Here is a 23,315-nt window from a genome sequence, read left to right as displayed (position 1 = left end):
TCATTGATAGGCGGCAGATCGGCTCGCGACGGAAGGGGCGAGCGTCGTGCCTCAGGTATTTCGGCCGCCGTTGACGCCGAGAATCTGGCCGGTGATGTATCCGGCTTCCTCGGAGATGAGGAAGGAGCAAGCGGCGGCGATGTCCTCCGGTTGGCCGACGCGCCGGACTGGGGTCTTGCTGATGTGCTGGTCGATCGAGCCGCCGAGGAGGCCCTTCTCCTCGGACCGGCGCAGCATGGGTGTGTCGATGAAACCGGGAGGCACCGCGTTGACCGTGATGCCGCTGGGCCCGTATTCCAGAGCCAGCGATTTGGTGAGCCCGTTGACCGCCGACTTTGCGGATACGTACGCCGACATGAACGGCTGCCCCGAGTGCGCGCTGGACGACGAGATATTGACGATGCGACCCCAGCCCGCATCGACCATGTCCGGAAGCGCGGCTTGGACGCAGTGGAAGACGCCGTTCAGATTGACGTCGATCACTCGCTGCCAGTTGTCGGCGGCAATATTGCTGAAGCGCTTGTACAGCTCGAGTCCGGCCCCGTTGACCAGAATCGTGATCGGTCCAAGCTCGTTGCGAATCTTGGTCAGCGCGTCATCGATCTGTGCGCGGTCGGTCACGTCGACCTTGTACTCGAACTCGGATTCTGTGGGTGCGAGATCGAGTACGGCGACCTGGTAGCCGTCCTTGCGCAGGCGTTCGGCGATGGCGCGACCGATGCCGGAGCTACCTCCGGTGACGACAGCTGTTCTCACGACCAGGCCTCGTCGCCCGAGATCGTGGTGCGCCGCATCAGGCGTTCCGAGGACGGGTCGTACGGCAGCGCCCGGTGCAACATTCCGGTGTTGTCCCAGACCACTACGTCACCAACCTTCCATTCGTGGGTGTAGGAGAAGCGTTCCTGGGTGGCCCACCCCAGTAGTTCGTCCAGCAGTGCCCGGCTCTCCTCGGCCTGCATTCCGACGATGTGGTCAGCCGTGGCACCGATGACGAGTGACTTCCGGCCGTCGCGGCGCGTCCACACGAGCGAAGTTTCGTGTGTCGGAAGTTGCCGCCAGCGCGCCACCATCTCATCGGAAGGGTCGGGATGGGCCAGCCGCTGCGCGGCCTCGAAGCTGTGCACCACCCGAAGCCCCTCGTAGCGCTTGCGCTCGTGCTCGGGCAGATTCTCGTAGGCCGCGTAGGTGTTGGCGAACTCGGTTCCGCCGCCGACCATCGCGACGTGCCGGGCGGTGAGCATGGTTGCCTTCGCCGGCACATCGTTGGTGGTGTCGTCGATGTGCCAGTAGAAGGTGCCCTTCAGGTACTCGGCGGAGGGGGCTTTGGCCGGGTCGAGGGAGACCGTGAAGAGCTCTTGGCCCGCGGCTGCCATGCGCACCGTGCCGAGCTTGCGGCTGAACGCCAGCTGGGCGTCGTCGTCGAGGTGCAGGCCACGGATGAGTAGCACGCCCCGCCACTTCAGAGCTTCCAGGCACCGGGCGATCACCGCCTCGTCGTCCAGGTTCTCGACGCCGGTGACTTCCACTCCTAGTGACGGACCTATTGCCGTAGTCTGAATCACAAGAATCTCCCTTCCGTTTTTGAGAACCATACTCTCGGACGACAAGGTGTGGCAACAGTCGATCAGTAGCCAGGTGGGGTGTGGCGCCGATCTCAATTGGGGGTATCCCCGCGGCTCACATGTTGTTACATTCTCTGCAGAGCCAATGCATAATTCTCAAATGCGAGAATTGTATTTTCACTTTGAGTGAGGAGAACGGATGTCATCTCAGGACACGGTGTCGGCCGCGAACGGTGGTCACGGAGGCCGTGAGGCCGCGACCGTGCTGGACGTCGACAAGCGCCTGCTGATCGACGGGCAGCTTGTTGCGACCGAGCGGACGTTCGCATCGATCAATCCAGCTACGGGTGACATCGTCGGATATGCGCCTGATGCCGGGGTCGCGGAAGCGGAAGCGAGTATCGCTGCAGCGCGGAGGGCCTTCGACACGACCAGCTGGTCTACCGACGTGGAGTTCAGGATCAAGTGTCTCGACCAGTTCCACCAGGCGCTGCTCGACAATCTCGAGGAGCTCCGCGAACTGACGATCGCTGATGTGGGTGCCACCGTCCAGCTCACACGCGCCAACCAGCTGGAGGCACCTATCCGAATCGTGCGCTACTACGCCGACCTCCTGCGCGAGTACCCGCTGAGCGAAGACCTCGGCGAAATCGACATTTCCGGACAGCGCCACAAGCGATGGGTGGAGAAGGAAGCGGCCGGCGTCGTCTCCGCGATCGTTGCGTACAACTACCCGACGCAGCTCGCGTTGGCCAAGATCATTCCCGCGCTTGCCGCGGGATGCACAGTGGTGCTCAAGGCTGCGCCTGACACGCCGCTCGTCACGCTGGCCCTCGGCGAGATAATCGCGCAACACACCGACATTCCAGCGGGCGTCGTGAACGTCATCAGTTCCTCCGAGATCGCCCCCGGTGAGCTGATGACGACGCACCCCGACGTCGACGTGGTCACCTTCACCGGGTCGACCCCGACCGGACGCCGCATCATGGCGGCGGCGGCAGACACGATGAAGAAAGTGTTCACGGAGCTCGGCGGAAAATCCGCGATGATCGTGCTGGAAGACGCCGATTTCGCGATGGCTGCGAAGTTCGCGGCCGGGACCGTCTGTTCGCACGCCGGTCAGGGGTGCGCTCTGACCACGCGGCTACTCGTGCCGCGAGCGCACCACGACGAGATCGCGAAGATGGTGGCGGGGATCATCCGCCGCATCCCGTTCGGCGATCCGACTGACCCACAGAATTATATGGGCCCTCTCGTGAGTGGTCGTCAGCGCGAGAAGGTCGACGCGATGGTGCAGCGCGCGATCGCTGACGGTGCCGAGTTGCTGGCGGGTGGCACGAACGTCGATCCAGGTTTCTTCTATGAGCCCACGGTCTTGGCGGGCGTGGACCCCAAGAGCGAGATCGCACAAGAGGAAGTGTTCGGACCGGTGCTCGCGATCATCCCGTTCGATGACGACGACGACGCTGTGCGAATCGCCAACGACTCGATCTACGGTCTGTCCGGCGCGGTGATGAGTGCGAGCGACGAACGTGCAATCGCGATAGCCCGGCGCATCCGCACCGGAACGATGGGTATCAACGGCGGGAATTACTTCGGTCCGGACGTCCCGTTCGGTGGTTACAAGCAGTCGGGTATCGGACGTGAATGTGGCCGAGAAGGACTGGAGGAGTTCCTCGAAACCAAGGCCTTCGCGGTCGTGGTGAAGCCGTGAAGCCGCTTGCGGGTATCCGCGTGCTCGAGGTCGCGATGTACGGCTTCGTGCCCTCAGCGGGTGCGGTGCTCGCCGATTGGGGCGCGGAGGTCATCAAGGTCGAGCACGCCGTCACCGGGGACCCGCAGAGGGGGCTCCGCCAGATCGGGCCCCTCCGGGTGGAGGGTGATCCCAATCCCAATGTCGAGCATGCTAATCGCGGCAAGCGGAGTATCGGACTGGACATGGGCCGACCGGAGGGCAAGGCGGTCCTCGACGATCTGGTCCGTCGGTCGGACGTCTTCCTGACCAGTTTCCTTCCTCAGGCCCGCACCAAATTCGGGATCGACGTGGACGACGTCCGCGCAGTGAACCCGAACATCATCTATGCGCGAGGTAGTGCCCTCGGTCCACGTGGTATCGAGGCAGACAAAGGCGGTTACGACATGACCGCTTTCTGGGCGAGGGGCGGCATCGCCGCAACGCTCACACCTCCAGGAGTGGAAGGCATGATCAGTCCGCCGGGACCTGCCTTCGGCGACACCATTTCGGGGACGAATCTTGCCGGGGGTGTCGCAGCGGCGCTCCTGGCCCGCGAGCGCACGGGCACACCGTCGATCGTCGACGTCTCGCTGCTGAGCAGTGGCGTGTGGGCCATGGGACACGGCATTGCGTTGTCAGCTCATCTCGGCAAGGCCATGGTGGCACCCGTCCCTGGCGCCCACGGCGCGCCGACCAATCCGCTGTCGGGGATATACGCCACCGGCGACGGCCGTTACCTGGCATTCGTCATGCTGCAGCCCGCAAAGTATTGGGCAGATGTGTGTCGCCACATCGACCGCCCCGAACTCGCGGATGATCCGCGCTTCGCCGACGCCGCTCAGATCGCCGCCAACACCGACAAGGCCGTCGCGATTCTCGGGGAGGTGCTCGCCACCCGCACCCTCGCGGAGTGGACGGAGCGCTTCGCCACGCTGTCCGGTCCGTGGGGGCCGGTGCAGGATTCACTCCAGGTTTCCGTCGACGCGCAGGTCCGCGCCAACGAATACCTGGTCGAGGCGGGCGAACTCGAACTTGCCGCCAACCCGGTGCAGTTCGACGTCGCTGCCCCCGAGCTTGGCCCGGGTCCCGAGTTCGCGGCCCACACCGACGAGATCCTGGTCGAGCTCGGCTTGGACTGGGATCGCATCATCGCGCTCAAAACGGCGGGCGCTGTTACCTAGATTGCTGGGAGTTCACATGTCATACATCACTTCGATAGGTACGTATCTGCCGTGCTGGGGAACACCCGGGCGCCGTGTGCCGGGTGACGACGAGGATGCGATCACCCTCGCTGTCGAAGCTGGTCGAGCCGCCCTCGACAGCGGCGGCTCGGTCGAGTGTGTCGTGCTCGTCAGCCGCGACCTGCCGTTGATGGAAAGCAGCAACGCTGCTGTGCTGCTCGCCGGCCTGGGGCTCGACCCTGAGCTCGAGGTGACGGAGCGCCTCGGTGGTGCACCGGCGACCCTGGACGCCCTGGGCTCGGCCCGTCCGCGCACGCTGGTCATCGGTGTGGACATCGATGCAGCAGGTGCGGCAGCGGCGCTGACCGCGGAGCGTGGACTGCAGGTTCGCACCGCTGCGCGTATCGCCCGCAGCCTGCCGGTCCGCACGCGCACCGCGAACGGTCTGGTACACGACTACGGTGACCCGCGCCTACTGAAGGAGCGCGGCTTCCTGGCTTCACTGGCAGCGGCGTGGGTGGACACTCCGGTCGCGGTGGCAGGTGTAGAGGAGAAGCAGGTTGCGGCTCTGTGCGCGGGCCCTCCACTGCCACTACCGACAACCGGAGCGAGTTCCGGACTGTTCGCACTCGCCGCGATGGTGGAGTCGGGGTCTACCGGCCCGCTCGTGGGGGTTGAGCAGGCCAGCCTCTCCGGCATCACGGTCGCCGACGGTGCGGCGCACATCAACCGCAGGGAACCGCGAGCGCGTGCCAAGCCGGAGTGTGCGTACATCCCCAGTGCGGACATCCCGATCTCCCTCGCTGCCTACGAGAGGGCATTCGAGGCGAAAGTCCGCTGGGAAGCCGGAAAATACTCCGACAGCGACGAGCTGGACTTTCCGCCCCGATACCGCGTCGACCGTGATGGAACGCTCAGGACCGACTACTCCTTCGTGCCCCTGCCCCGCACTGGAACCGTCTATACCGAGGTGACTGTGCACGTACCGGTACCCGGCCTCCGGACCCCGTACTCGCTGGTGATCGTCGAACTCGACGAGGTGGGCGTTCGCGCGTTGGCGAAGGTAACCGGTATCGAGCCTGGCACCGTCGACATCGGCGATCGCGGTCGCATGGTGCTGCGCCGGGTTGCCGTGCGGTCCGGGGTTCCGGACTACGGCTATGCATTCGAACCCGATCCCACATCCGATCGCGCCCTGGAGGCGGCAGCATGAGAAACGTTGCGATCGTCGGCGCCGGTATGACACCGTTCGCCGAACACTTCACTCTGGGAATCAAGGATCTTTTGCCGATGGCGTTCGCGGAATGCGCCGGCAGCATCGACAAAGGGCTGGACAAGTCCGATCTGCAGGCTGCGTGGTTCGGCTCGATGGGCACCACGGACGGATTTCCGTCCGGAATTCTCGCCGACACGCTCGATATCTCCGACATTCCGGTGACACGGGTCGAGAATTCCTGTGCCACAGGTCATGACGCCATCCGGAACGCCTTGTTCGGGATCGCCTCTGGAGCGTTCGACGTGGCACTCGTCATGGGCGCCGACAAGCTCCGCGAAACCGCGTCGAAGGACATGCTCTGGGAGTGGGAGGCAATGACGCGCGACATGGCCTGGGACTACCCACTGGGCCTCGTCGCACCGGCAGGATTCGCGCTCCACGTTCGCCGGTATCTGCACGAGTCACCCGCCACCCGTGAGCACATGGCGATGGTGGCGGTGAAGAACCACCACCATGCCATCAATAACCCCAAGGCACGGCAGCGCTTCGAGATCACCGTGGAGGAGGCTTTGAACGCGCCGACGGTGGTGACGCCCTTCGGGCTCTATGATTGCGCCCCGCAAAGCGATGGAGCTGCGGCACTCGTTCTCGTATCCGAAGACGTGGTCGACCGGTTCACCGATCGCCCGGTATGGGTTCGCGGCGTCGGCTCCGGACTCGATTCCGTGATGGCGCAACACAAACGGGACATGACGTCGTTTCCGTCGACGGTACGGGCTGCGAAGCAGGCTTTCGCGATGGCGGGACTGTCTCCATCAGACGTCGACGTCGCGGAGGTGCACGACTTCTTCACGGGCATCGAACTCATCAGCTACGAGGACCTCGGATTCGCGGACCGGTTCGAAGGCTTCAAACTCCTCGAGGCGGGCGTCACCAGCGTCGGCGGATCACTACCGGTGAACCCCAGTGGCGGGCTGATCGCCAAGGGACATCCGCCGGGCGCAACCGGTGTCGCACAGTGTGTGGAGTTGTTCGAACAGCTGCGTGGCAGCTCGGTCAATCAGGTCGACGGAGCACGGATCGGATTGGCACACAACGTCGGCGGTCCGACGGCGGTATCGGCAGTCACCATTCTCGAGGGTCCCGGAGGAACCAACCGATGACAGAAACGCTGTCAGATACCAGCTCGATAGAGGACGCCCACCGCGCCCTCTTCGACGCGGGCCTCGCCGTTCGCAGGGAGGTGCTCGGAGATGACTACGTCAACGCTGCGATCACCCGGAATGCGGGTTCCGACGGTGCACCACTGCAGGAGTATGTCAGCGAAACCGTGTGGGGCTCTGTGTGGACCCGTTCCGGTCTCGACCGTCGCAGCCGAAGTCTGATCACTCTTGGAATGCTGGTCGCGCTCAACCAACCGCGAGAGCTCGCCGTACATGTGCGCGCCGGCATCCGCAACGGGTTGACACGCGGAGAGATCACGGAAGCCGTAATTCACGGAACCGCGTATGCCGGTGTACCTGCGGGAGTCGCAGCGATGCGCGTCGTCCAGGAAGCGTTGGACGCCCATCTCGGTCCGTTGAACGCCGAAGACGAGGTGGACGCTCCGAGGATTCCGCTGCCACACCGCAAGGTGGGCTTCGTCGGGCTCGGGGCCATGGGCACTCCGATCGCACGCAATTTCGTCAGCGCCGGTCAGCCGATCGTCGTGCACGATGCCGACCCGGAGGCCCGTCGACGATTTATCGACGACAATCCCACCGCTACCAGTACAGAGAACACCGCCGAGCTGGCGGACTGCGACATAGTCGTCCTCGTCCTGCCCAACAGCGACATCGTCGACCAGGTCGTACTCGCTGACGGGGGCTTGCTTTCCTGCCTGAAGCCGGGGAGCATCCTCGTCGACATGGGTTCGAGCGTTCCCGCCCGCACCCAGGCGATCGAGAAGGCCGCGGCAGTCCGAGGAATCGATGTCGTAGACGCTCCCGTCAGTGGTGGGGTGGCGCGCGCGAGAAACGCCGATCTCGCTGTGATGGTCGGAGGCGACCAGTCGGCGATCGACACCGTACTGCCGTTGCTCGAATCGACGGGTCGACAGATCATCCGTGTCGGGCCGGTCGGATCGGGGCACGCTGTGAAGGCGCTCAACAACCTCCTCGCCGCCAACGGTTTGGTGGCCGCCGGCGAGGCACTTCTCGTGGGACGGAAGTTCGGTATCGATCCCGCGACACTGCTGTCCGTGATCAACGCCGGCAGCGGTCGAAATCAGGCAACGGAGACCAAGTACGAAAACTTCGTCCTCTCCCGAACGTTCGCGTCGGGGTTCAGCGCCCGGTTGATGCGCAAGGACATCGGAATTGCCCTCGATCTGGCGCGGCAGCTCGATGCCTCCACGGTCCTCGGTGACGCGCTGGGTCGTGTATGGGGAGAAGCGGTCGAGGATCTCGATCCGGCAGCCGACCAAACGGAAGTAGTGCGCTATCTCGAAAAGCTCAGTGCGGTAACGCTGGACGAGAACGCCCTCCCTTCCCTGTCCGAAAGGTGAGTTCCATGGTTCTCACGGTTACGAAGCGGATCGGCCGCAGCGTGTCGGTGGTGCTACTGGTGACATTTGCCGTGGTGGCGCTCCTCGGGTTGGCGCCGGGGTCGGTGGCGGAGGTGATTCTGGGCGAGAATGCGACACCCGAGGCGGTGGCGGCGATGAATGCCCAACTCGGTCTCGATGCTCCGCTGTGGTCACAGTATGTGTCCTGGCTTTCCGACGCGGTGCGGGGTGACCTTGGAGCATCACCGTTGACCGGGCAGTCGGTGCGAGAGGCGATCGTGGAGCGGTTGCCGGTAACGTTGCAGCTCGCGGCGATGGGATTAACCATCGCGTTGACGGTGGCCCTCATCATGGGTGTTCTGTCGGCGTCGCGGCCGGGCAGTGCGCTCGATCGGGGCACGAACGCAGTGTCGGCGGTGTTCTTGTCGGTGCCCGCATTTATCGCGGGCCCGGTGCTGATCTACTTCTTCGCGATTCAGTTCCAGTGGTTCCCGGTGATGGGGTGGTCGCAGATCAGTGACGGGCTGGGGCCGAATCTGCGGAGCGCCATGTTACCCGCAATCGCAATCGCGTTGACGGAGATCGCATCGTTCCACCGGTTGCTGCGTACCGACCTGATCGGGACGTTGCGGGAGGACTTCATCGCCTCGGCGCGGGCGAAGGGAATGCCTCGCGGATACGTGATGTTCCGGCATGCGCTGCGGCCCTCCTCGTTCTCCCTGATCACCGTGGCGGGGATCAATCTGGGGCGGTTGATCGGAGGGACGGTCATCGTCGAGACATTGTTCGGACTACCGGGTTTGGGGCAGCTGGTGGCATCGTCGATCACCTCGCGTGACGTGATCATGGTGCAGGGCATCGTCGTGTTCATTGCGGTGGTCTACGTGGGGATCAACACGGTCGTCGATCTGAGTTACTCAGTGATCGACCCGCGGGTGCGAAAGGTGGCCGGAGCATGACCGATGTGGCGGTAGATCAGACAGTACGTACGGATCCAGGTCCGGCGGTGGACTTGCCGGCGGTTCCGGTAGTTCGCAAGCGCCGGTCGCTGCTGGTGTATCTGTCGGTGCTGTGGCTGGTGGTGTTGATAGCGGCGGCGTTGCTGGCCGCCGTACTGCCGTTGGCCCCGTTCGCCACTCCGGTGGCGGCACCGCGACTGGGGCCGCAATTCGGCTCAGTCGAACTGTTGCTGGGCACGGACACGTTGGGTCGGTCGATGTTGTCACGCATCATCTACGGCGCCCGTGTCTCGCTCGTGGTGGGTACGGTAGCTGGATTGGTGGGATTTGTGATCGGGTCATTGATCGGACTGTTCGCCGGCTACTTCGGTAAGCGTCTCGATGCCGGCGTGTCGCTGGTGGCCGATGCGATGCTGGCGTTCCCGCCCTTGATCCTCCTGCTGGCGTTGGCGTCGATCCTCGAACCCAGCGTACCGACGATATTGCTGGGACTCACGTTGTTGGTGATCCCTGCTTTCATTCGGTTGTCGCGGGCCAACACGATGTCTTGGTCGTCGCGGGAATTCGTTCGTGCTGCCCGCAATATCGGCGCGGGTAATTTTCGGATACTTTTTCGGGAAATCCTGCCGAACCTGTTGGCTCCGTTGGCGGCGTATCTGCCGATCGTGATGGCGGCGTTGATCGTGGCGGAGGGATCGTTGAGTTTTCTCGGTCTGGGAATTCCTCCGCCGCAACCGAGTTGGGGCGGAATGATCAACGACGGTAAGGACGCGATCGCCACGTCACCACACCTTGTGTTCGTCCCCGCATTGGTCATCTTCTTCACCGTTTTCGCCCTCAACCAGGTCGGCGATCATCTCCGCACCAAGTTCGACCGGACCATGCACGACTGAACCGGCGAGGTCCTTCGCCACACCATATCTGCATTACCAGCTTCCACCTTCCCGAGAGGTCCATGATGTTTCGATCCAGACGTATTCTGACCGCGATGGTCGCGGCATGCGCCGGAGCACTGCTCTTCAGCGCCTGCGGTGGCACGGGTTCTGCCGCCGGCGGCAAGTCCGAGGGTGGTGAACCCATCGCCGGTGGTGTGGCTCGCGTCCTGCAAACCGGCGAGCCGCGGAACCTCGACCCCGCCAGCCTGTCCAATACCTGGGCCCACCAGCCCGTGCTCGGCAACGCTCTATACGGAACGTTGATGATCAACAATCTCGAGAACTTCGATCTCGAATACAAGATGGCGACCGGATTCTCCACCACCGACGGCGGAGCCACGTTCACTCTCACGCTGCAGCCGGGCCTGAAGTTCACCGACGGCAGTCCGCTCGACGCGGCAGCGGTCAAGTTCAACTGGGACCGGCTGCGCGACCCTGCCCTGGGATCGACGACCATTCGCCAGGCAGTCCAGGTGGCGTCGTCGGAGGTCATCGACCCCACCACGCTGAAGGTGACTCTGGTGGCGCCGAATCCGCACTTCGGCCAGTCCGTGGTCGCCGGTGCATTGAATTGGATTGCGTCACCGACGGCGCTTCAGAAGGGGCAGGCGTCTTTCGACGAGAATCCGGTCGGCGCGGGACCGTTCACTCTGGTCGATTGGGTCCGGCAGGACAAGATCGAGCTGCAGAAGAACCCCGGCTATTGGGATGCACCGAAGCCGTATCTCGAAGGCCTGACAATCAAGACGGTGAGTGACAGCAATCAGCGGGTCAACACGATCATGACCGGTGGTGCGGATCTGGCATCGGAGACGAACTGGGCTAATTTGAACAAGGCGGAAGGTGCTGGACTACAGACCGAGGTCGTACCCACCGGTGGCGGTCAGATCGTCGCCATGAACTTCCGTCATGCTCCGTTCGATGACGAGCGGGCACGCCGGGCGGTCGCACTCGCCGTGGACCTGGATGCACTGAACACGGTCGTCTACAACGGCGAGGGCGTCGTTCCCAAGACACTGTTCGAGGAATCCTCGCCGTACTACGCCGATATCCCACTGCCTACACCGGATAGTGACGAGGCGCAGAAATTGTTCGATGAACTGGCCGCCGAGGGCAAGCCGGTCTCGTTCACCTTCCTGTCCTACACGACGACGGAAAGCAAAGCCGTAGCCGAAGGTCTGCAGGCTCAGCTGAGCGCGTTCGATAACGTCGAGGCCAAAATTGAGGTCGTGGACTTCGCAGTGGCGACCGCACGCGCGGCCGCGCGGGACTTCGACATGATCATCTCCTCCGCAGTGGTACAGGATCCGGACTTCCCGTTATGGACCGCGTTCCACGGCGCCTCGCCTGGAAACTTCACGGGCATCAATGATCCTGAACTCAGCACCGCGCTCGACGCCGGTCGCACTGCCGAGAGTGTCGAGGAGCGCAAGGAGGCGTACGAGACGGTACAGAAGCGGCTTGTTCAATTGAATCCGGGTCTCTGGTACGTCCGGGCGGTGCCCTCCGTCGTCGTAGGAAAAGACATGAACGGTGTCGACTTGTACACCTGGGGTTCGCCGTTGCCCGAAGAGCTGTGGACCACGAAGTAGTCGGCAGCAGAGGGAAACAGCTGACAACCGAAGGATGGAGCCGGACTCGTCATGAATACTCAGTCGTTGCTCGAAGTGAAGAATTTGCGCGCCTATATCGGCACGCCTCGTGGGACCGTGCGTGCAGTGGACGACGTGTCGTTCACGGTGGAAGCGGGACAGGCACTGGGGATCGTCGGTGAGTCCGGCTCTGGTAAGTCCGTCTTGGCCCGGGCCGTGATGGGGCTGATGCCGCCGCGCTCGGCCCGCTCGGGTGAGGTGACCTTCCAGGGCCGGGATCTGCTGGCTCTGAGCAAGAAGGAGAGTCTCGACATTTGGGGTAAGCAGATTGCCATGGTCTTCCAAGACCCCGGCCGATCCCTGAACCCGGTAGTGCGAGTGGAAAGGCAACTCACCGAAGGGATGCGCCGGCACCTGGGCATCACCCGATCCGAGGCTCACGGCCGGGCCCTCGATCTCTTGCGGGAGGTCGGGGTGCCCGACCCGGAACGACGGCTCCGCAACTACCCGCACGAAATGTCCGGTGGTATGCGTCAGCGGGTGATGATCGCCATCGCCTTGGCGTGCGAACCGGACCTTCTGATTGCCGACGAGCCGACCACTGCGCTGGACGTCACGATCCAGCGGCAGATCCTCGATCTGCTCCGCCGGATTCAGCGCGAACGCGGCATGGCGATGATGCTCATCAGCCACGATCTCGCCGTGGTTGCGGGCCGCACCGACCGCGTCTCGGTAATGTATGCAGGTCGGCTCGCCGAGATCGGCTCTACCCGTGAGATATTCGAGGACCCGAGGCATCGCTACACGGAAGCGTTGCTGGGCGCGACCCCCACCATCGACCACGAACGGCATGCGCCGCTGCGACTGATCGCGGGTTCACTTCCAGATCCCACACAACCCCCGGAGGGGTGCCGATTCGCACCCCGCTGCGAACATGCCGATGAGGAATGTCGAATCTCCGGTCCGGAGCGGCAGTCCGTGGGTGTGGACCATCACGTGTTCTGTGTGCACCCGGCTGCCACCGCGGCATCCGTACTTTCCGGAGGTGGAAAACATGGCTGGTAGCGGTAGCGCTCACCTCCGCGGCGAGCAGGCACTGCTCAGTGTGCAGGATCTCGTCGTGGAGTACCCGACAGGTGCGGGCACCGTGCAGGCAGTGTCGAAGATCAGTTTCGACGTGCTGCCCGGAGAAACCCTCGGCATCGTCGGAGAGTCGGGATGCGGCAAGTCCACTACGGGGCGGGCCGTGCTGCGGCTCGACCGCCTCACTGCGGGACGTATCCGATTCGGTGACGATTGGATCGAAGAAGTGGACGAGAAACGCATGCGCGCACTGCGACGCGACATGCAGATGATCTTCCAGGATCCGGTGGGCTCGCTCAATCCGCGCCGATCCGTCAAGGACATCGTGGTCGAGGGATTGGCAGTGGCCGGTGCACCATCGTCCGAGCGTGCCACCACCTCCGTTGCCGTCCTCGAACAGGTCGGCCTGGCCGGCAGTCGGTTCGCCGACATGCTGCCCCGTCAGCTGTCGGGTGGACAGGCACAGCGAGTTGCCATCGCCCGGGCGTTGGCCCTCAGCCCCCGGCTCCTGATCTGTGATGAACCGGTCTCCGCGCTCGACGTGTCAGTCCAAGCCCAGATTCTCAACCTGATCGAAGAACTGAAGGTCGAGTTCGATCTGACGGTCGTCTTCATCGCCCATGACCTCGGTGTCGTGCGGACCGTCAGCGACAATGTGATGGTCATGTACCTCGGCAAGATCTGCGAGTTCGGTGACTCGATCGACGTATACGACTATCCGGCGCATCCCTACACCCGCGCTCTCCTCGACTCCGTGCCACTGACCGACCCCGAAAAGGGGTTTGCCGGTCCGGCGTTGGAAGGTGACGTGCCCTCCCCGCTGGCGCCGCCGACGGGTTGCCGGTTCCGTACCCGTTGTCCACAAGCACAACAAAAGTGCGCCACAGAGGAGCCCGAGGTACGGGAAGTGCGACCCGGCCAGTTCGTCGCCTGCCATTATCCGTTACCTCCGCAGGCGCCGAAGAAATAGCTTTCGCATGACGTGCCGGCCCTCCGGCACCTGCCTTGATCACCGGGGCTGCGCGTGGCCACGCGTGGCGCGTGCAAGATCGACAATCGGACGCTGTCGGCCACCGTCGACAGCGTCCGATTGGGCACACCCTGTGACAACACGAAGTCGTTGTTTCCACCAGTCGACGCATGCTCCTTGATTGTCGATGCAGGGCGATTCCGTGCTCGCATCCCAGGTGGATGGACCGGCCGTATTCGGACGTGCGTGTCTCTTCGAGTCACGTAGCGGTGGCGATATCATCGAAGGACCCCGGGCGAGAGGTGAGTGCGGGCTGCCCAGCGCCGGGGGTCGCGAACAGATGAGTTGGCCGAGCTATGAACGAAGACGATCCAGTCGACACGCAGCGGTGTGTTGTTCCCACAGTAGCCGCCGAGCTCGAAGCGGCGGGGTTCGTCGACGTCCAGGAAATCGGGCGCGGTGGCTTCGGTGTGGTGTATCGCTGTACCCAGCCGGAACTGGACCGCACCGTCGCGGTGAAGGTACTTACCACCGATCTCGACGAGGAAAATCGGGCCCGCTTCTTCCGGGAGCAGCGCGCGATGGGCCGGCTGAGCGGGCACCCGAACATCGTCAATGTCCTGCAGGTGGGCGCAACCGAGCGCAACAGTCCCTACCTCGTGATGCAGTACCACTCGCAGGGGTCGCTGGAGACGCGGATCCGGAGGCGCAGTTCTCTTTCGTTGTCGGAGGTGCTGACGCTCGGGGTGAAGATGGCCGGGGCTGTGGCGGCGGTGCATCAGCTCGGCGTTCTGCATCGCGATGTCAAGCCCGCGAATATTCTTCTGACCGACTACGGTGAGCCGGCGCTTGCAGATTTCGGGATCGCGCACATCGCCGGCGGCTTCGAGACCCGCGCCGGCGTTGTGACCGGTTCACCGGCGTTCACTGCCCCGGAGGTCCTGAAGGGTGAACCGCCCAGCCAAGCCTCGGACATCTACAGCCTCGGTGCAACTCTCTTCAGCGCTCTGACTGGTCACGCGGCGTTCGAGCGGCGAAGCGGTGAGCAGGTGGTCGCCCAGTTCGTGCGGATCACCAAGCAGCCGATGCCGGACCTACGTGAGCGCGGCGTAGAGGACGACGTAGCCGCACTCATCGAACAAGTGATGTCACCGAATCCGCAGGACCGGCCGTCCGCTACACGACTGGGTGGTGAACTTCGTGAGATGCAGCGCAAGCACGGCTTTGCGATTGACGAAATGGCGCTGCCCGCCACGCCGGCCACACAGCCGCGAGAGGCCACCGTCCGCTCCGGCTTCGACTCCGTGGAGGAACCTGACCTTGCGCACTACTCGTCGTCCGCGAACGCCGTTCGGGGTATGAGGGGAAACCTTCCTCTCGAACTATCCAGTTTTGTCGGTCGCCGTACTGAAGCCGGCGACGTGAAGCACATGCTCTCGGTGTCACATCTCGTGACCTTGACCGGGGTAGGCGGTGTCGGCAAGACCCGTTTGGCGCGGCGCGTGGGCGAGAGGGTCCAACGTGCGTATCGCGACGGGGTGTGGCTGGTGGAGTTGGGGGAACTTGCCGACGACTCGCTGCTGACCGGGGTGGTGGCCGCCGCGCTGGGATTGCGCGATCACCCGGCACGGCCGTTGGGTGACGTGTTGGTCGAGTTCCTGGCGACGCGGGAGCTGCTGCTGATTTTCGACAATTGTGAGCAAGTGTTGGACGCGACCGCGGAGCTGGCGGAGACACTCTTGAAGAGCTGTCCGGATCTGCGGATTCTTGCGACGAGCCGCGAGCCTCTCGGGATCGGTGGGGAGGCCGCATTGCGGGTGCCGCCGCTGACTGTGCCGAGGGTGGATAAGGAGCCGTCGCTGCAGGGCCTGCCTCGCTACGACGCTGTCTCGCTGTTCGCCGACCGGGCCACCTCCGCGGTCCCGGGGTTCCAACTGACCGAGGAGAACAAGGCCGCTGTGGCTCAAATCTGTTACCGTCTGGATGGATTGCCATTGCCGATCGAGTTGGCGGCCGCCCGGTTGCGGGTGATGTCGCCGGAACAGATCCTGCAGCGGCTCACCGACCGGTATGCGTTTTTGACCCGCGGCAGTCGGGGGGCGCCGGCACGACAGCAGACGTTGCGGTTATGTGTCGATTGGAGCTTCGAGCTGTGTACTCGGCAGGAACAACGGGTGTGGGGACGGGCGTCAGTGTTCGCGGGCAGCTTCTCACTGGACGCCGCCGAGCAGGTGTGCGGCGTCGGCATGGCTTCGGAGGAGCTGCTCGAAGCCGTAACGTCGCTGGTAGACAAGTCAGTTCTGAATCGGGAAGAATCCGGGACGATGGTGCGCTTCCGGCTGCTCGAAACCTTGCGTGAGTACGGTCAGGAGAAGCTGCGGCAGAGTGGCGAGTATGTAGAACTGCGCCGACTGCATCGGGATTGGTGTGAGCGTCTGACGCTGGCTGCGAAGGCCGACTGGATCAGTTCACGGCAAACAGAATGGATTGGCAGGCTCACGCGGGAGCAGCCGAATCTGCGGGACGCACTGGATTTCTCTGTATCCGACAACTCCGGCACTGGTCTGCGGATCGCCGACGCCATGTTTCCGTTCTGGAACTCACGAGCTATGTTCAGTGAGGGTCGGCACTGGCTCGGCCGACTCCTTGCTCATCCGTCCGGCCAACCGACGGTGGAACGAGCAGATGCGCTCTGCACGGGCATTGTGCTGGCCGGGTTGCAGGGAGACCTCGAGGCGGGAAATGCCCTTCTGGAAGAGGCGCGTGCCATAGCCAAACCGACGGACGACCCGAGGATGCAGGCCATCATCGGACGCGCCGAAGGCAGCCTCGCGTTGTACAGCGGGGACTTGGCCCAGGCTTGTGTGCATTTCGAGAGCGTCCTCGCATCGTTCGGCCCCAAGGATGATGCCTCACGAATAGGCGTTCTGCAGTTACTGGGGAGGGCGTATGGACAGCTCGGCGAGTTGCAGCGAGAGATCGAATGCTGTCAGCAGATACTCACGGTCACCGAAACCAGTGGCGAAGTGCTGTACCGGTCGTACGCTCTGAGGGCCATGGCCGTTGCCATCTGGCGGCAGGGAAATCCCAATCGTGCGGCAGAGCTACTCGAGAAGTCCTTACAGCTGACACGAAAGGGAAGCGGATTTCTTACTGCCGCAGCGTGTCTCGAGGTACTGGCCTGGACCGCGGAAACTGGGCCGGACGTGAAGCGAGCCGCAGTACTGATGGGCGCGGCCGAGGAGTTGGCGCGGTCGATGGGCAGCTTCACGGCGTTGTTCCCCGAGTTGCAGATACACCATGAGCAATGCAAGCGGACAGTTCGTCAGGCGCTCGGTGAACAGGCATTCGAGCTGGCTCGCAGCGAAGGCCGGTGCCTCAATTTCGACGCCGCGATCGCGTACGCGCTCCGCGAACAAGCTGCGGATAACGCTAAGGCGCAGGCTTCGGCCGCAACTTCACTCACACTGACGAAGCGAGAACGTCAGGTCGCCACACTCGTCGCCGAGGGTCTGACCAATAGGGCCATTGCTGCCCGCCTTGTAATTTCGCCACGCACGGCCCAGGGGCACGTCGAGCACATTCTGACCAAACTCGGGTTCACCTCCCGGACACAGATCTCGGCGTGGGTCGCGGATCAGGCCACTCGTGACCGAGATTGACGTGGGATGGGCCGACCCGTTCTGGTACATCAAACCAGGTATCGCGCAAGATTGTCCGCGACGCAGGCTGGGCGCTGCGCGCCCTCGGTGGCGATCGTGACGGTTCGTGCGACCTGCACACCGCCGGGGATGTCGGTGACGGAGGTGAGCACGACGGTACCGCGAACTCGGCTACCGACGGGCACTGGAGTGATGAACCGTGTCCTGCCGAGCCCGTAATTGAGGGCCATACGGGCGCCACTGACCGTCATGACCTGCTGGATGATCGGAGCAAGCAGAGAGAGCGTCAGAAATCCGTGTGCGATTGTGCAGCCGTAAGGACCGCTCGCGGCGCGCTCGGTGTCGACGTGGATCCATTGATCATCATCGGTGGCGGCCGCGAAGCGGTCGATACGTTCCTGGTCGACGGTGATCCAGTCACTGGTGCCGATCTCGGTCCCGGCGGCCGCGCGGAGCATGTCGAAGTTGGCGAAGTCTCTCATGTATGTCCTTTTCTGCGTCGCCCACATCATCCCGCTCGGGTCTGCGGCACATGCAATCTGCGGTCACAAATATCAGTCAGTTGTGTGACGAGGTGGGGCGTCAGCTGATGCCATCGGTGAGTGGACAGGAGCCGGCGCAGTCGGAAGAAGAACTGGTATGCGGGAATACCGAACTCGACGAAGATGTCCTCGTCGGGTCCGCCGTCCCAATGCCGCCACTTGATTGCGAATTCGATCATCGCGCTGTCGGTGTCCATTACGGTCCTCCTATGTCGAAGGGTGAGTTCTGCGTCTACGCCGGGTCCTGTCTTCGCGCGGCCGGCGTGGTTAAGGAGGGTGTTACCCCACCAGATCTTTCAAGTGCTCCTTCATGACCTTGCCGGTGGCGTTCAACGGGAGCGAGTCGACGAACCGAACGGTCCGCGGCACCTTGAACCCCGCCATTCGCTGACGGCTCCAGGCGATCAGATCCTCGGCGGTGACAGGGTTCTTCGCGACCACGAACGCCTTCCCTACCTGGCCGAGCCGCTCGTCGGGGACGCCGATCACCGCTACTTGGTCGACTGCGGGGTGCTCGAGCAGGAATCCCTCTATCTCGGCCGGGTAGGCATTGAAACCGCCGACGATGTACATGTCCTTCTTGCGGCCGATGATGCGCAACCGGCCCCCGTCGTCGAGGGTCCCCAGATCCCCGGTGTGCAACCAGCCGTCGGCATCGATGGCTTCCGCGGTCGCGGCCGGATCATCGAGGTAACCCTGCATGACGGTGTAACCCCGGATCAACACTTCGTTGTCGGCTGCGATCCGCAATTCGACTCCCTCGCAGGGTGTGCCGACGGTCGTCGCAATTTCTTCGAAGGTGTCGCCGGGTCGCGAGGCGGTTGCCGTCCCACCCTCGCTGAGGCCGTACCCGGTCATGATGGTCTCGAACGGCAGTTCGTCGTGAATTCGCCGGATGAGTTCGACCGGGATGTCCGCTGAACCGGTCACCGCTGCACGCAAGGACGAGAGATCCCAGTTCCCCTGTGCTGCCAGAAGCGACTGATACAGAGTCGGCGGACCGGGCAGCATGGTCACCTTCTCCTTCTCCACCAGTTCGAGTACCCGATCGACCTCGAGTACGGGCACGGGCAGGATGGTGGCGCCCCGAATCAGGGAGGCGATCACACCTGCCTTGTAACCGAACATGTGGAAGAACGGATTGACGATCAGATAACGGTCACCTTCCCGCAGATCCGCCAGATCGCACCACTCCGAGAAGAGGCGGAGCGTCTGGCGGTGGTTCATCATGACGCCCTTCGGACGGCCGGTCGTACCGGACGTGTACATGATGTCGGCGATGTCTTCGCCGCTGACCTCACATTCGAAGGGCTGGCCGTCCGAGAGAAAGGCCGATTTGAGATCGATCACGGGCACACCATCTGGTCCCGAGTACTGGACACCGAGGAAACCCTGCTCGACCAGCAGAAGTTTCGCGCCGCTGCGCCGGATGATGTCTTCGGCCTCGTCCTGCTTGTACCGGGTGTTCACGGGAACGAGCACGCCGCCGGCGGTCAGCAGACCGAACGCGGCGACGATCCATTCGGCCGAGTTCGGTGCCCAGAGGGCCACCCGGTCACCCTTGTCGATGCCGGCCGAAGCGAATGCCCCTGCGGCTCGCCGAACTCGGCCGGCGAGTTCGGCGAAGGTGATCCGAAGCGGCCCGTCGACGACCGCTTCGGCAGTGCCGAAGCGGTCGCCCGCGCTCAGGACCATCTGGGGGATGGTCTCCCACGTCATAGATTCATCAACCTCGCGAGGTTGCCACCCATGATCTTGGCCTGATCCTTCTCCTCCAGGTGTCCGAGCATGTCAGCGAAGTGCCGCGGTTGTGCCAGACCTTCCGGGTGCGGGTAGTCGGACCCGAACAGCACCTGGTCGACACCGATCAGTTCGATCAGGTCGGTCACGCCCTCCTCATAGAAGGGGCTGACATGGATGCTGCGCTTGATCGCCTCCACCGGATCTTGCATACCGAAGCCCTCGGGGGCCTTCTTGTACGTGTCGGCCAGGACGTCGAGCAGAGGCTTCAGCCAACTCGAGCCGTTCTCGATGACAGCGAGCTTGATATCGGGGAAGCGGAACAGCGCGCCGTGGCAGACCCACGAGGCCACCGTGTCCTGCACGGGCCGCCATTCGTTGACCATCCGGAACGTGTTCGTCTGGAACGGCAGCATTTCACCGTCGCTGCCCTCCCACTCTGCGTCGTGCCGGGCGTAGCCGCTGTCCGAGGAATGCATCGCGACCAGGATGTCGAGCTCGACGACACGCTTCCAGAAGGGGTCGAACTCGGGGAGGGCGAACGAGCGGGAACCCTTGTAGCCGGGGACCGGTGCGGGGCGGATGAGAATCGCCCTGGCGCCTCGCTCGACCACCCACTCCAACTCCTCGATCGCCTTGTCGACGTTCGGCAGTGTAATCACCGGTGTGGTGAAGATACGGTCCTCGTAGTTGAAATTCCATGTCTCGTACAGCCACTCGTTGAGCGCGTGGACGACAACATGGATCAGGTCCGGATCGTCACGCATGCGCTCCTCGACGAGGCTGGCCAGGGTCGGGAACATCAATGTCCGCTGCACGCCCAGCTCGTCGAGCAGCTCGAGGCGAGCGGCCGGCTCACGAAAGGCCGGGATCGACTTCATCGATTTGCCGAAGATCTCACGCCGGCTCTTGCCCTCGGGATTGCCGTTCTTGAAATAGTCCTCCATCGAGCCGGGCCGAGCGACCACGTCGAAGGTGGGGTTGGGGATGTAATCGCTGATCTGGCCGCGAATTGCGATCTTGGTGCGGCCGTCGACCTGCACATACTTGATCGCATCCTTGTACTTCTCGGGAAGGAACTTGGTAAGGGCCTCCTCGGTCTCGTACAGGTGGTTGTCCGCGTCGAACAGCGGATACGGCAAGTCGTTCACTGGCATGAGATCCTCCTTATCGATTTACGAGAATACTATTCTCTTGTGCCGAGTGCCGCAATGTCCTGCCGCACCAGAAACTTCTGGATCTTGCCACTGGCGGTCCGTGGAAAGTCGTCGACTCGGTGCAGTTCCTCCGGCCACTTCTGCCGCGCGATCTCGGCCCGCTCGAAGTGAGCGCGGACGGCGTCCATCGACGGCATGGCGTGTCCGGGCCGCAGGCGCAGTACGGCGGCCGCCCGCTCCCCGAGGCGGGCGTCGGGCGCCGAAACTACTGCCGCCTCCGCGACCTCGGGCATGGCGAGGAGAACCTCCTCGACCTCGAGGGCGCTGATGTTCTCGCCGCCGCGAATGATGATGTCCGCCTTGCGATCGGTGATCGTCAGGTAACCGTCTTCGTCGATCGTGCCGATGTCCCCGGTGTGGTACCAGCCGTCCGAATCGAACGCTGCCTCGGTCAAGGTGAGATCGGTATAGCCGACGCAGAGATCGGGGCCACGACTGAGGATCTCACCGTCGGCCGCCAACCGGACCTCCACTCCGGGCAGGGCGTCCCCGTCCGTGAACAGCCGTTTGTCCTCGGGTGCGGTGTACCGCGAGCCCGTGATCGACGGATGTTCGGTGCTGCCGTACGAGCGGAACACGGTAATGCCCAGATCTGCCAGCCGAGTGGTCACCGCCGAGGGGACCGAAGACCCGCCGAGGCCCGCGTACTTCATGTGCGGCAGATGCCGGGGCGCAAAATCAGGATGGTCGAGGAGGCTGGTGACGAAGTAGGTGGCCCCGCCGCCGACGGTGAGCCCGTCGCTCTCCATCAGCGCCAGCGCCTGAGCTGGATTCCACGTGTCGGTGAGATTGATTGCCGTGCCGTCCAGAACGGGGATCAGGAAGGCATTCACCATGCCGATGAAGTGGCCGACGGGAGCGGCAGTGAGCTGTCTGCCCCGGTCCGGCGGGTAGAGGCCCGCGAGCTGTCGCGTCTCGTGACCCAGTGTCTGATGACTGTGAATTACACCTTTGGGGGCCCTCGTGGTGCCGGAGGTGAAGGCAATCAGCGCCGGACCCGCCGGATCGGCTTCGACGGTACCCGGCATCGGGTGCTCATCGAGCAGGTCGTCGAAGTCGCGGCCCACGACACCCACGACGGGCACGTCCGAGCACAGATCGGCGTCGTACTCGGTCCGCCCGAATCGTTCGGCGGTCACGAAGACGTGCGGCTTGGTCTCGCTGAGGATGTATCCGAGTTCCTTGCGCCCGTAGAAGTGGACGATCGGGACCACGGTGGCGCCCAGGAAGGCCGACGCCCAGAACACAGCGGCCGCTTCCATCCAGTTGGGCAACTGGAAGGCGACCACGTCTCCGGGACCGACTCCGCGCGAACGCAATCCGCCCGCCAGCCGACGGGCAACGCACTCGACGTCACCGAAGGTTCCCGACCACGGACGAACGGTCGAGTGTATCCGGAATTCGGTGTCGGGGGCGGCCTCGAGACCGCGCCTGAGCAGGTCTCCGATGGTGTCGTGGGTCCACCATCCCTCCTCTTCGTAGCGTCTGATCAGTTCGGGGGGGACGTGCCGCATGTGAGAGCTCCAATACCCGTGGACGGAGCCGCGCCGAGGCCGGCACCGCGGCGTCGGGACTCGCTCCGGCCGGCGTCTGCCAGCTGTGAACATGGTATTCTCGCTAAACAAGAATGCCAATATCGGAATGGAGAACAGCGCATGGTCGACCTCGAGCTGGAACAGGAGTTGGCGGTCATCACGATCGATCGACCACATGCTCGCAACGCCATCGCGCCGGAGACCATGGATCAGTTGGAGAAGGCGCTCGATGCGGCGGCCGGGGCCAAGGCGCTGGTGATCAGAGGAGCCGGTGACCGGGCTTTCGTGTCGGGCGGAGATCTCAAAGAGCTGAGCAAACTCAGAACCGAGGAGCAGGCGGCAGACATGGCGCGCCGGATGCGGACGGTCTGCGATCAGATCGCGGACTTCCCGGCGCCCGTCGTCGCCGCGCTGAACGGCCACGCTCTCGGCGGTGGGGCAGAGGTGGCCGTGGCCGCCGACATCCGGGTAGCCGCCGACGACATCAAGATTGGTTTCAACCAAGTCGCACTGGCGATCATGCCCGCGTGGGGTGGCGCCGAGCGGCTCGCCGCGCTCGTCGGCCCGGGTAAGGCCCTCATGCTGGCCGGCTCGGGTGCCGTACTCGACGCGGCAGAAGCCGAACGTCTCGGATTGGTGGACCTGGTCCTGCCAAGGGCGTCCTTCGAGGATGGTTGGCGTTCGCTGGCCCTGTCGCTGGCCAACAGCTCGGCTGGTGAAATCAAGCGTGTCATGGCGGGCGCCTCCGCAGCCGAGGCGGTCGCGGCGTTCGCGCGGCTCTGGGTTGCCGACGAACACTGGCAAGCTGCAGACCGAGTGATGAGCCGTAGCAGGTGAACCC

At 63.7% G+C, this 23,315-nt stretch carries 19 protein-coding genes and 1 pseudogene; 13 read left to right on the top strand and 7 right to left on the bottom strand.

Translation table 11 applies throughout. The features are described 5' to 3' along the window. Positions 1–51 precede the first annotated feature (51 nt). Together R4P95_RS04565 and R4P95_RS04560 are read right to left on the bottom strand one after the other, a co-directional pair. The gene (locus R4P95_RS04565) at positions 52–756 is read right to left on the bottom strand and encodes a 3-oxoacyl-ACP reductase FabG (protein ID WP_317743715.1); all 705 of its coding nucleotides are present in this window, start codon (positions 754–756) and stop codon (positions 52–54) included. Further along, positions 753–1,562, bottom strand: coding sequence for a TauD/TfdA dioxygenase family protein (locus tag R4P95_RS04560; protein WP_249354006.1), 810 nt, complete (start codon positions 1,560–1,562; stop codon positions 753–755). Before R4P95_RS04560 ends, R4P95_RS04565 begins: the two co-directional genes overlap by 4 nt. Before the next feature lie 199 nt (positions 1,563–1,761). Between R4P95_RS04560 and R4P95_RS04555 the strand changes: the two genes are divergently transcribed. From R4P95_RS04555 to R4P95_RS04500, 12 genes and pseudogenes are all read left to right on the top strand, one after another. Continuing rightward, positions 1,762–3,276, top strand: a complete 1,515-nt coding sequence (locus R4P95_RS04555; protein WP_213573579.1) for an aldehyde dehydrogenase family protein — start codon at positions 1,762–1,764, stop codon at positions 3,274–3,276. Beyond that, entirely contained in the window at positions 3,273–4,478 is a 1,206-nt protein-coding gene (locus R4P95_RS04550) for a CoA transferase (RefSeq protein WP_317743714.1), read from the top strand. The genes R4P95_RS04555 and R4P95_RS04550 overlap by 4 nt, the downstream gene beginning before the upstream one ends. Positions 4,479–4,494: 16 nt before the next feature. Then, positions 4,495–5,691, top strand: a complete 1,197-nt coding sequence (locus tag R4P95_RS04545) for an OB-fold domain-containing protein (RefSeq protein ID WP_213573575.1) — start codon at positions 4,495–4,497, stop codon at positions 5,689–5,691. Next, positions 5,688–6,857: a thiolase C-terminal domain-containing protein gene (locus R4P95_RS04540; protein WP_213573573.1), complete on the top strand. Its 1,170-nt coding sequence runs from the start codon at positions 5,688–5,690 to the stop codon at positions 6,855–6,857. Before R4P95_RS04545 ends, R4P95_RS04540 begins: the two co-directional genes overlap by 4 nt. Continuing rightward, a pseudogene (locus R4P95_RS04535) lies at positions 6,854–7,285 on the top strand (carboxymuconolactone decarboxylase family protein); the annotation flags it as partial. The gene R4P95_RS04540 and the pseudogene R4P95_RS04535, both read left to right, overlap by 4 nt. A gap of 6 nt (positions 7,286–7,291) precedes the next feature. Next, positions 7,292–8,239, top strand: coding sequence for an NAD(P)-dependent oxidoreductase (locus R4P95_RS04530; protein ID WP_317743946.1), 948 nt, complete (start codon positions 7,292–7,294; stop codon positions 8,237–8,239). A gap of 5 nt (positions 8,240–8,244) precedes the next feature. Beyond that, positions 8,245–9,198 (top strand): ABC transporter permease, encoded by a 954-nt coding sequence (locus R4P95_RS04525; protein ID WP_213573569.1) that lies wholly within the window; start codon positions 8,245–8,247, stop codon positions 9,196–9,198. Beyond that, positions 9,195–10,091 (top strand): ABC transporter permease, encoded by an 897-nt coding sequence (locus R4P95_RS04520; RefSeq protein WP_317743713.1) that lies wholly within the window; start codon positions 9,195–9,197, stop codon positions 10,089–10,091. Before R4P95_RS04525 ends, R4P95_RS04520 begins: the two co-directional genes overlap by 4 nt. 95 nt (positions 10,092–10,186) lie before the next feature. Further along, positions 10,187–11,725 carry an ABC transporter substrate-binding protein gene (locus R4P95_RS04515; protein ID WP_249354005.1) on the top strand — a complete coding sequence of 513 codons (1,539 nt, stop codon included), beginning with the start codon at positions 10,187–10,189 and terminating at the stop codon, positions 11,723–11,725. A gap of 51 nt (positions 11,726–11,776) precedes the next feature. After that, a complete protein-coding gene (locus R4P95_RS04510; RefSeq protein ID WP_213573565.1) occupies positions 11,777–12,790 on the top strand; it encodes an ABC transporter ATP-binding protein in 1,014 nt (337 codons plus the stop codon). Further along, on the top strand, positions 12,780–13,778 hold the full coding sequence (locus R4P95_RS04505) for an ABC transporter ATP-binding protein (RefSeq protein WP_213573563.1): 999 nt from the start codon (positions 12,780–12,782) through the stop codon (positions 13,776–13,778). Before R4P95_RS04510 ends, R4P95_RS04505 begins: the two co-directional genes overlap by 11 nt. 356 nt (positions 13,779–14,134) lie before the next feature. Further along, positions 14,135–17,440: a protein kinase domain-containing protein gene (locus tag R4P95_RS04500; protein WP_317743712.1), complete on the top strand. Its 3,306-nt coding sequence runs from the start codon at positions 14,135–14,137 to the stop codon at positions 17,438–17,440. A 29-nt stretch (positions 17,441–17,469) separates the two neighbouring features. Here the strand turns inward: R4P95_RS04500 and R4P95_RS04495 are convergent, their stop codons facing one another. The 5 genes from R4P95_RS04495 to R4P95_RS04475 all read right to left on the bottom strand — a co-directional run bounded on the left by R4P95_RS04495 (position 17,470) and on the right by R4P95_RS04475 (position 22,453). Then, positions 17,470–17,922 (bottom strand): MaoC family dehydratase, encoded by a 453-nt coding sequence (locus tag R4P95_RS04495; RefSeq protein WP_213573559.1) that lies wholly within the window; start codon positions 17,920–17,922, stop codon positions 17,470–17,472. A 26-nt stretch (positions 17,923–17,948) separates the two neighbouring features. Further along, on the bottom strand, positions 17,949–18,179 hold the full coding sequence (locus R4P95_RS04490; protein ID WP_213573556.1) for a DUF3263 domain-containing protein: 231 nt from the start codon (positions 18,177–18,179) through the stop codon (positions 17,949–17,951). A gap of 82 nt (positions 18,180–18,261) precedes the next feature. Further along, positions 18,262–19,701 carry a FadD3 family acyl-CoA ligase gene (locus R4P95_RS04485; protein ID WP_213573554.1) on the bottom strand — a complete coding sequence of 480 codons (1,440 nt, stop codon included), beginning with the start codon at positions 19,699–19,701 and terminating at the stop codon, positions 18,262–18,264. Continuing rightward, positions 19,698–20,879: an amidohydrolase family protein gene (locus R4P95_RS04480; RefSeq protein ID WP_213573552.1), complete on the bottom strand. Its 1,182-nt coding sequence runs from the start codon at positions 20,877–20,879 to the stop codon at positions 19,698–19,700. Before R4P95_RS04480 ends, R4P95_RS04485 begins: the two co-directional genes overlap by 4 nt. 29 nt (positions 20,880–20,908) lie before the next feature. Continuing rightward, entirely contained in the window at positions 20,909–22,453 is a 1,545-nt protein-coding gene (locus tag R4P95_RS04475; RefSeq protein ID WP_213573551.1) for an AMP-binding protein, read from the bottom strand. Positions 22,454–22,594: 141 nt separating this feature from the next. Between R4P95_RS04475 and R4P95_RS04470 the strand changes: the two genes are divergently transcribed. Beyond that, positions 22,595–23,311: an enoyl-CoA hydratase/isomerase family protein gene (locus tag R4P95_RS04470; protein WP_213573549.1), complete on the top strand. Its 717-nt coding sequence runs from the start codon at positions 22,595–22,597 to the stop codon at positions 23,309–23,311. Positions 23,312–23,315: the final 4 nt, after the last annotated feature.

The sequence above is a fragment of the Rhodococcus sp. IEGM 27 genome (assembly GCF_033142305.1).
GTDB lineage: Bacteria > Actinomycetota > Actinomycetes > Mycobacteriales > Mycobacteriaceae > Rhodococcus_F > Rhodococcus_F oxybenzonivorans.
The sequence above is the reverse complement of the archived record's forward strand: the minus strand, read 5'-3'. Positions and strand labels throughout refer to the sequence as shown.